Annotated in this window: 15 protein-coding genes; all 15 read left to right on the plus strand. The window is 57.3% G+C overall.

The window, feature by feature from the left end:
- The first annotated feature begins 6 nt into the window (after positions 1 to 6).
- Positions 7 to 312 carry a 30S ribosomal protein S14 gene (gene rpsN, locus HW452_RS14040; protein WP_224106726.1) on the plus strand — a complete coding sequence of 102 codons (306 nt, stop codon included), beginning with the start codon at positions 7 to 9 and terminating at the stop codon, positions 310 to 312.
- Positions 313 to 344: 32 nt separating this feature from the next.
- Positions 345 to 737, plus strand: coding sequence for a 30S ribosomal protein S8 (gene rpsH, locus HW452_RS14045; protein WP_224106727.1), 393 nt, complete (start codon positions 345 to 347; stop codon positions 735 to 737).
- 9 nt (positions 738 to 746) lie between these two features.
- Positions 747 to 1,277: a 50S ribosomal protein L6 gene (gene rplF / locus HW452_RS14050; RefSeq protein ID WP_224106728.1), complete on the plus strand. Its 531-nt coding sequence runs from the start codon at positions 747 to 749 to the stop codon at positions 1,275 to 1,277.
- Positions 1,278 to 1,286: 9 nt separating this feature from the next.
- Positions 1,287 to 1,637, plus strand: a complete 351-nt coding sequence (rplR, locus tag HW452_RS14055; protein ID WP_008959159.1) for a 50S ribosomal protein L18 — start codon at positions 1,287 to 1,289, stop codon at positions 1,635 to 1,637.
- A gap of 11 nt (positions 1,638 to 1,648) precedes the next feature.
- Positions 1,649 to 2,149: a 30S ribosomal protein S5 gene (rpsE, locus tag HW452_RS14060; protein WP_224106729.1), complete on the plus strand. Its 501-nt coding sequence runs from the start codon at positions 1,649 to 1,651 to the stop codon at positions 2,147 to 2,149.
- A gap of 6 nt (positions 2,150 to 2,155) precedes the next feature.
- The gene (gene rpmD / locus HW452_RS14065) at positions 2,156 to 2,338 is read left to right on the plus strand and encodes a 50S ribosomal protein L30 (RefSeq protein WP_224106730.1); all 183 of its coding nucleotides are present in this window, start codon (positions 2,156 to 2,158) and stop codon (positions 2,336 to 2,338) included.
- Positions 2,339 to 2,341: 3 nt separating this feature from the next.
- On the plus strand, positions 2,342 to 2,776 hold the full coding sequence (rplO, locus tag HW452_RS14070; RefSeq protein WP_224106731.1) for a 50S ribosomal protein L15: 435 nt from the start codon (positions 2,342 to 2,344) through the stop codon (positions 2,774 to 2,776).
- Positions 2,777 to 4,108: a preprotein translocase subunit SecY gene (gene secY, locus HW452_RS14075; RefSeq protein WP_224106732.1), complete on the plus strand. Its 1,332-nt coding sequence runs from the start codon at positions 2,777 to 2,779 to the stop codon at positions 4,106 to 4,108.
- 27 nt (positions 4,109 to 4,135) lie between these two features.
- Positions 4,136 to 4,249 (plus strand): 50S ribosomal protein L36, encoded by a 114-nt coding sequence (gene rpmJ, locus HW452_RS14080; RefSeq protein ID WP_081139244.1) that lies wholly within the window; start codon positions 4,136 to 4,138, stop codon positions 4,247 to 4,249.
- A gap of 123 nt (positions 4,250 to 4,372) precedes the next feature.
- Positions 4,373 to 4,729, plus strand: coding sequence for a 30S ribosomal protein S13 (rpsM, locus tag HW452_RS14085; RefSeq protein ID WP_018917719.1), 357 nt, complete (start codon positions 4,373 to 4,375; stop codon positions 4,727 to 4,729).
- Between the two features lie 52 nt (positions 4,730 to 4,781).
- Positions 4,782 to 5,168 (plus strand): 30S ribosomal protein S11, encoded by a 387-nt coding sequence (gene rpsK / locus HW452_RS14090; protein ID WP_106374956.1) that lies wholly within the window; start codon positions 4,782 to 4,784, stop codon positions 5,166 to 5,168.
- Positions 5,169 to 5,180: 12 nt separating this feature from the next.
- Entirely contained in the window at positions 5,181 to 5,801 is a 621-nt protein-coding gene (rpsD, locus tag HW452_RS14095) for a 30S ribosomal protein S4 (protein ID WP_224106733.1), read from the plus strand.
- A gap of 125 nt (positions 5,802 to 5,926) precedes the next feature.
- Positions 5,927 to 6,922, plus strand: a complete 996-nt coding sequence (locus HW452_RS14100; RefSeq protein ID WP_016915790.1) for a DNA-directed RNA polymerase subunit alpha — start codon at positions 5,927 to 5,929, stop codon at positions 6,920 to 6,922.
- Between the two features lie 39 nt (positions 6,923 to 6,961).
- Complete coding sequence (rplQ, locus tag HW452_RS14105; protein WP_224106734.1) at positions 6,962 to 7,348, plus strand: 50S ribosomal protein L17; 387 nt, start codon at positions 6,962 to 6,964, stop codon at positions 7,346 to 7,348.
- Between the two features lie 285 nt (positions 7,349 to 7,633).
- The coding region (locus tag HW452_RS14110; RefSeq protein ID WP_224106735.1) for a D-alanyl-D-alanine carboxypeptidase family protein at positions 7,634 to 8,555 on the plus strand (922 nt) is incomplete at its 3' end.

Raw genomic sequence — 8,555 nt, forward strand, 5'->3', positions numbered from 1 at the left:
TGGATCATGGCTAAGAAAAGTATGATAGAGCGTGAGCTCAAGCGTACGCAGCTGGTCGAGAAGTATGCGGCCAAGCGTGCTGAGCTCAAGGCAATCATCTCTGACGTGAACACGTCCGAGGAAGAGCGCTTCGAGGCGACGCTGAAGCTGCAGCAACTGCCGCGCGACTCTAGCCCGGTACGTCAGCGTAACCGCTGCCGCGTTACCGGTCGTCCGCACGGTTTTTACAACAAGTTCGGTCTCGGCCGTAACAAGCTGCGTGAAGCCGCCATGCGTGGCGACGTCCCTGGTCTGAAGAAGTCCAGCTGGTAACGCCACGTAGAATCATCAGGAGCGCACATTAAATGAGCATGCAAGACACTCTGGCGGATATGTGTACCCGTATCCGCAATGCGCAGATGGCCACCAAGGAGACGGCAGTCATGCCGTCTTCCAAGCTGAAAGTGGAAGTGGCCCGCGTGCTAAAGGAAGAAGGTTACATTACCGACTTCGCCGTTGCTGAAGGTGTCAAGCCTTCCTTGACGGTGACTCTCAAGTACTTTGAGGGCAAGCCGGTTATCGAGCACATTCAGCGGGTTTCCAAGCCGTCCTTGCGCCAGTACAAAGGCAAGGACAACCTGCCTAAGGTTGCCGACGGCCTGGGTATCGCGATTGTCACCACGTCAAATGGTGTCATGACCGATCGTGCCGCGCGCCAGGCGGGTGTCGGTGGCGAAGTCATCTGCACCGTATTCTAGGAGGCTGGAATGTCCCGCATAGCGAAATATCCGGTTAAAGTGCCTGCCGGCGTTGATATCAAGATCAACGACGACCAGCTGACCGCCAAAGGCGGCCAGGGCACGCTGTCGATGCCCATTCACCAGGACGTGGTGATTGGTCAGGAAGACGGCCAGCTGACCTTCGCCCCGAGCGAAACTGCCAAGAGCTGGGCAATGGCCGGTACTACCCGCGCCCTGGTTCAGAACCTGGTAACGGGCGTATCCGAGGGCTTCACACGAACTCTCGAAATTGTTGGCGTCGGTTATCGTGCCCAAGCTAAGGGCCAGACGCTCAATCTTTCACTGGGCTTCTCGCACCCGGTCGACTACGAACTGCCTGAAGGTGTCACAGCGGAAACGCCGAAGAACACCACTATCGTGCTGAAAAGCGCGGACAAGCAGAAGCTCGGTCAGTGCGCCGCGGAAATCCGCGCCTTCCGTCCGCCAGAGCCGTACAAAGGCAAGGGTGTTCGGTACGGCGACGAGCAGGTCCGCCGTAAAGAAGCCAAGAAGAAGTAAGGCAGGGTTATGAACGCGAAGAAAGAATCTCGTCTCCGTCGTGCCCGCCGCGCTCGCGCCAAGATCCGCGAGCTGGGCGTGTATCGCCTGTGCGTCAACCGTACCCCGCGTCACATCTATGCGCAGATTATCTCGCCGGATGGTGGCAAGGTGCTGGCCAGCGCTTCCACGCTGGACAAGGCACTGCGCGAGGGTGCGACCGGTAACTCGGATGCCGCCTCCAAGGTTGGCGCTCTGATTGCCGAACGCGCTAAAGAAGCAGGCATCACCCAGGTGGCCTTCGACCGTGCTGGCTTTAAGTATCACGGTCGCGTCAAGGCTCTGGCCGACGCCGCTCGTGAAGGCGGCCTGGAATTCTAAAGGGTTTTACGATGGCGAAGAACGAACAGCAAAGCGGCGATCTGCAAGAGAAGTTGGTGCAGGTCAACCGCGTCGCCAAGGTGGTCAAGGGTGGTCGTATTTTCGGCTTCACCGCGCTGACCGTCGTTGGTGATGGTAAAGGTCGTGTCGGTTTCGGTCGTGGCAAGGCGCGTGAAGTGCCGGTCGCGATCCAGAAGGCGATGGACCAGGCTCGTCGCAATATGGTCAAGGTCAACCTTGCAGGCAACACGCTGCAGTACCCGGTAAAAGCCCGTCACGGTGCTTCCAAGGTGTACATGCAGCCGGCCTCCGAAGGTACCGGTATCATCGCCGGTGGTGCCATGCGCTCTGTACTGGAGCTTGCTGGTGTCCACGATGTACTGGCCAAGTGCTACGGTTCCACCAACCCGGTCAACGTGGTTCGAGCGACTGTAAAAGGTCTCTCTGCCATGCAATCACCGGACGACGTGGCCGCCAAGCGCGGTCTGTCTGTCGAAGCGATTACGGGGTAAGACACCATGGCAGCTTTGATCAAGGTTACCCAGATCCGCAGCACCATCGGCGTTTTACCCAAGCACAAGGCCACCATGAACGGCCTGGGTCTGCGTCGCATCGGTCATACGGTTGAACTGGAAGACACCCCTGCCGTACGCGGCATGATCCACAAGGTTAACTACCTTGTGCGCGTTGAGGGAGAGTAATCCATGAAACTCAATACCCTGAGCCCGGCACCGGGCTCCAAGCACGCTGAAAAGCGCGTTGGTCGTGGTATCGGTTCCGGTCTGGGCAAGACCGGCGGCCGTGGCCACAAAGGCCAGAAATCACGCAGTGGCGGTAGCGTCAAGCCTGGTTTCGAAGGCGGTCAGATGCCGCTGCAGCGTCGTCTGCCGAAGTTCGGCTTCACATCAGCCAAGTCGCTGGTGTCTGAAGAAGTACGCCTGGCCGAGCTTGCCAAGGTTGCCGGTGACGAAGTCACCATGGAAACCCTGAAGCAGGCCAACGTACTGAAGGATGCAACGCTTCACGCGAAGATCATCCTTTCAGGCGAACTGAACAAAGCAGTTACCGTTCGCGGTCTCAAGGTCACCAAAGGTGCCCGTGAAGCGATCGAAGCTGCTGGCGGCAAGGTAGAGGACTAAATGGCCAAGTCAGGAAACATGCCGGCGATGGGCAACGGTCTGAGTGAACTGTGGGCGCGCTTGCGCTTCGTGCTCCTCGCCATCGTGGTGTACCGTATCGGTGCCCATATCCCCGTTCCCGGTATCAATCCTGACCAGCTTGCTGCCTTGTTCAGGGAGCAACAGGGCACCATCCTGGGCATGTTCAACATGTTCTCGGGTGGCGCCCTGGAGCGCATGAGCGTCCTCGCCCTGGGCATCATGCCCTATATTTCGGCGTCGATTATCATGCAGCTGATGACCGCGGTCTCACCCCATCTTGAGCAGCTCAAGAAGGAAGGCGAGGCCGGCCGCCGCAAAATAAGCCAGTACACCCGCTACGGCACGGTGATACTGGCTCTTGTCCAGGCCACCGGCATGTCCGTGGGTCTGGCTAGCCAAGGCATCGCTTACAGCGCTGACTTTAGCTTCTATTTCACCGCCGTGATCACGTTCGTGTCAGGCGCGGTGTTCATGATGTGGCTAGGTGAGCAGATTACCGAGAAGGGAATCGGCAACGGTATTTCGCTGCTGATTTTCGCCGGTATCGTCGCTGGGCTGCCCAGTGCCGTGGGGCAAGCGTTCGAGCTCGCTCGTAACGAAGGGGCCTGGAATGTTCTCCCGCTGTTAGCGCTGTCAGTGCTAGGTATTGCCACCGTGGCATTCGTGGTATTCATTGAGCGCGGTCAACGCCGCCTGAAAGTGAACTATCCGCGACGCCAGGTAGGCAACAAGATGTATGCAGGTCAAAGCAGCTACCTGCCCTTGAAAGTGAACATGGCCGGCGTCATTCCGGCGATCTTTGCCTCCAGCATTCTGCTCTTTCCGGCGTCGATCGGACAGTGGGTAGGTGCCGGCGAGGGAATGGAGTGGTTGCAACGAGCTTCACAAGCGTTAGCCCCCGGGCAACCGCTTTACATCTTGCTTTTCGCGGCGGCAGTGGTATTCTTCTGCTTCTTTTACACAGCGCTGGTCTTCAATCCCAAGGATGTAGCTGACAATCTGAAAAAGTCAGGTGCGTTCCTGCCGGGCATTCGCCCCGGCGAGCAGACCGCTCGCTATATCGATAAAGTCATGACTCGTCTGACCTTATTCGGTGCCCTGTATATCACTGCGGTTTCCCTGATGCCCCAGTTCCTGATCGTTGCATGGAACGTTCCGTTCTTCTTTGGCGGTACGTCGCTTCTGATCGTGGTGGTGGTCATCATGGACTTCATGGCCCAGGTGCAATCGCATCTCATGTCGCATCAATATGACTCGGTGATGAAGAAGTCCAACCTGAAAGGCTACGGTAGCGGCGGCATCATGCGCTGAGGCGCGCCGACCGTATTGGAGAGAACGATGAAAGTTCGAGCTTCCGTAAAGAAGATGTGCCGTAACTGCAAGATCATTCGTCGCAATGGCGCAGTCCGCGTCATCTGTGTCGAGCCACGGCACAAACAGCGTCAAGGTTGATACCTGCGCTGTTTTAAGTGGGTGTTTGGCATACCCCTTGCCTTCGGGCAGTTAAAGGGGTATGCTGTTGCGCCTTTTGTAGATGAATAAACGAGCAAGCCGCTCAAATTTCGGAGTAAGCTGATGGCCCGTATTGCAGGCGTCAATATCCCGGACAACAAGCATGCGGCGATCTCGCTGACCTATATCTTCGGGATTGGCCGTACCCGTGCTCAGCACATCTGTGCTGCTGCTGGTATCGAGCTGACTACCAAGATCCAGGACCTGTCTGGCGAAGAGCTGGATACCCTGCGTTCTGAAGTAGGTAAGTACACCGTAGAAGGCGACCTTCGTCGTGATGTGACGCTGAACATCAAGCGTCTCATGGACCTGGGTTGCTATCGTGGTCTGCGTCATCGTCGTAGTCTTCCGCTGCGTGGTCAGCGGACCAAGACTAACGCGCGCACCCGCAAGGGCCCGCGTAAGCCGATCCGCAAATAACACGCAGGCTCTTTCGTAGAGAGCTGACGTATAGACAGGAATAGACATCAACATGGCTAACCCGCGTAATAACCGTAAAAAGGTTAAAAAGCAGGTGGTGGATGCGGTTGCGCATATCCATGCCTCTTTTAACAACACGATCGTGACGATCACAGACCGCCAGGGCAATGCGCTTTCTTGGGCAACTGCCGGTGGTTCGGGTTTTCGTGGTTCTCGCAAGAGCACCCCGTTCGCTGCTCAAGTAGCAAGCGAACGTGCAGCGACTGCTGCAGCCGAGTATGGTGTGAAAAACGTAGACGTACTGGTTAAAGGCCCAGGTCCCGGTCGTGAATCCGCCGTGCGCGCTCTGAATGCCGCCGGCTTCCGCGTGCAAAGCATCGTAGACGCGACGCCCATTCCCCATAATGGCTGCCGTCCGCCTAAGAAACGCCGCGTTTAAGGAGACAGATTCATGGCTCGTTATATTGGACCGAAGTGCAAACTGTCTCGTCGTGAAGGCACCGACCTCTTTCTGAAGAGCGGTGTTACTCCCTTCGAGAAAAAGTGTAAATCCGAGCAGATCCCGGGTGTACACGGCCAGCGTCGTCAGCGTCTTTCAGACTACGGCTTGCAGCTTCGCGAGAAGCAAAAGGTACGTCGCATGTACGGCGTACTCGAAAAACAGTTCCGTAACTACTACAAAGAAGCCGCTCGCCTGAAAGGTGCGACTGGTGAAGTATTGTTGCAGTTGCTCGAATCCCGACTGGACAACGTCGTCTACCGCATGGGCTTTGGCTCGACTCGCTCCGAAGCGCGTCAGCTGGTCAGCCACAAGGCGATTGCCGTGAACGGCCGCACCGTCAACGTCGCTTCCTACCAGGTGAAGCCGGGTGACGTGGTTTCCGTTCGCGAAAAGGCGAAGAACCAGGCCCGTATTCAAAACGCGTTGACCATTGCGGCCAACCGTGGCGATATCGTCTGGATCGAAATCGACGCCAAGAAGATGGAAGGCACTTTCAAGGCTCTGCCTGAACGCGGTGACCTGACTGCCGACATCAACGAAAACCTGATCGTCGAGCTGTACTCCAAGTAAGCAGTCTGATCTACATCACTGCTTCTTGAGGCCTGGGCGGGGTAGCAAAGCTAACCGCCCAGATGCTCTTGAGTATTGTGCTTTAGAGTACTCAGTATCCGTTTGGCAGCCTGAAAGGTGTTCATATGCAGCGTTCAGTGACAGAGTTTCTTCGCCCCCGCGACATCAAGGTCGAAGAAATCAGCGCACATCATGCCAAGATCGTTCTCGAACCGTTCGAGCGTGGTTTTGGTCACACCCTGGGGAATGCACTGCGTCGCATTCTGCTCTCGTCCATGCCCGGCGCTGCCGTGGTAGAGGCCGAGATTGCTGGTGTAGAGCACGAGTACAGTGCGCTCGAAGGGGTGCAGGAAGATGTCATCGAAATCCTCCTGAACTTGAAAGATGTTGCGATCAAGATGCACAGCCGCGATGAGGCGGTGCTCTCGCTGAACAAGCAGGGCCCAGCCGTCGTCACTGCTGGCGACATTGCGCTTGATCATAGCGTCGAAATCGTCAACCCGGACCACGTCATTGCACACGTCAATGAAGGTGCCGAGCTGAAAATTCAGCTTAAGGTAGCGCTGGGTCGTGGTTACGAACCGGCTGACGCTCGTGGCTCTGATGAAGAGACCCGTGCTATTGGCCGCCTGCAGCTGGATGCCACCTTCAGCCCTGTCCGCCGCGTTTCCTACTCGGTCGAAGCCGCTCGTGTCGAGCAGCGCACCGACCTCGATAAGCTGATTATCGATCTGGAAACCGACGGTACCCTGGATCCGGAAGAGGCTATCCGTCGCAGTGCGACCATTCTGCAAGAGCAGCTGGCCGCCTTCGTCGACCTGGAAGCTGACAAAGAGCAGGAAGTCGAAGAGGAAGAGGATCATGTCGATCCTATCCTATTGCGCCCCGTAGACGATCTTGAGTTGACCGTTCGCAGCGCGAACTGCCTTAAAGCCGAGAATATTTACTACATCGGTGATCTTATCCAGCGCACAGAAGTTGAGCTGTTGAAGACACCGAACCTCGGTAAGAAATCCTTGAATGAAATCAAGGACGTTTTGGCGGCGCGCGGCTTGTCCCTCGGCATGCGGTTGGAAAATTGGCCGCCGGCTAGCCTGAAGGACGACAAGGCCTCCGCGTGAGTGTCGACTCGAGTCCCAGTTTGGTAAGGAATTACAACCATGCGTCATCGTAAGAGTGGTCGTCATCTGAATCGCACCAGCTCGCATCGTCAGGCCATGTTCAAGAACATGTCTGTCTCGCTGGTCGAACATGAAATCATCAAGACAACCCTGCCCAAGGCCAAGGAACTGCGTCGCGTCATCGAGCCGCTGATCACCCTGGCCAAGCAGGATAGCGTTGCGAACCGTCGTCTGGCGTTCTCTCGCACACGTTCCAAAGAAGCCGTTGGCAAGCTGTTCAACGAGCTGGGTCCGCGTTACGCCGAGCGTCCGGGTGGCTACATCCGTATTCTCAAGTGCGGTTTCCGCGCAGGCGACAATGCTCCCATGGCGTACGTCGAACTTGTCGACCGCCCGGCGGCTGCAGAGGCGGCGGCAGAAGAGTAACTCTTCGCTCAAGCCCTCCTGCTAAAAATGAAAACCGACCCTCCGGGGTCGGTTTTTTTGTGTCCGGCATCAAGACCTGCCAAGAGCTGCACGGCGTATATTTATACGCCGTGCAGGCAGCAAATTATCAGATGGGCGTGCTAGTCTAATGTGGGCTCATGGTGAGCGATGAGTAGCTTCATCCGTGCGGTAATGGCCGTGACTGACTGGTGGTCATGGCGTGTGCCATGCACGGCCCATGAACGGCGTTCGTTTCCAGCGTAGATCAATCAGCAAGGGGCAGACATGGCGGCGAGGAGAGTTGACGACAACAGGGTGGTAAGGGCATGGCTAGGGTTTACGCTGCTTTTTCTAATCGCGCTGATAACCACGGATGCCCAGGCCAACCCGCGCTATGCAGGCATCGTGGTGGATATGGATAACGGGGAAGTGCTCTATGCGGAAAACGCCGATGAGCCGCGCTATCCCGCCTCGCTGACCAAGATGATGACGCTATACCTTACCTTCGAAGCGCTGGAAAACAATGAGCTGGACCTTAACCAGGCGCTGCCCGTGTCCGCTCAGGCGGCGGCCATGCCGGCCACCAAGCTGTGGCTGGCTGCGGGCAGCAGCATACCGGTGGATACCGCCATTCGAGCCCTGGCGGTCCGCTCGGCCAACGATGTCGCGGTAGTGATCGGCGAGGCCCTGGGCGGCAGCGAACAGCAGTTTGCCCGAATGATGACCCAGAAGGCCCAGGAACTGGGCATGAGTGCCACGACTTTCAGGAACGCCTCGGGGCTGCCCGACGATCAGCAGGTCACGACGGCTCGGGACATGCTGACTCTCTCGGCGCGTGTTATGCAGGATTTTCCCCAGTATTACCACTACTTCGGCCTGCAGGAATTTACCTACCGCGGAACACGCCATACCAGCCATAACCGCCTGGTGCGCGATTATCCCGGCGCCGACGGTCTGAAAACCGGTTTCATCCGCGCCTCGGGATTCAACGTCGCCACCACCGCCGTGCATGATGGACGGCGCATGGTGGCTGTGGTCATGGGTGGGTTCAGCGCGTCATCCCGCGATACGCACATGGCCAACCTGCTGGATCGCAGTTTTTCCCGTGCCGGGCTTCGCGATCAGCGCAGTTGGCTTGCCGATACCCGCTTCTCGAAGGAGTTCATGACGTTTTCTGGCTCGACGCCTCCTGTCGCGCCCCCCAGCC

The sequence above is a fragment of the Vreelandella aquamarina genome (assembly GCF_020075495.1).
Taxonomy (GTDB): domain Bacteria; phylum Pseudomonadota; class Gammaproteobacteria; order Pseudomonadales; family Halomonadaceae; genus Vreelandella; species Vreelandella aquamarina_A.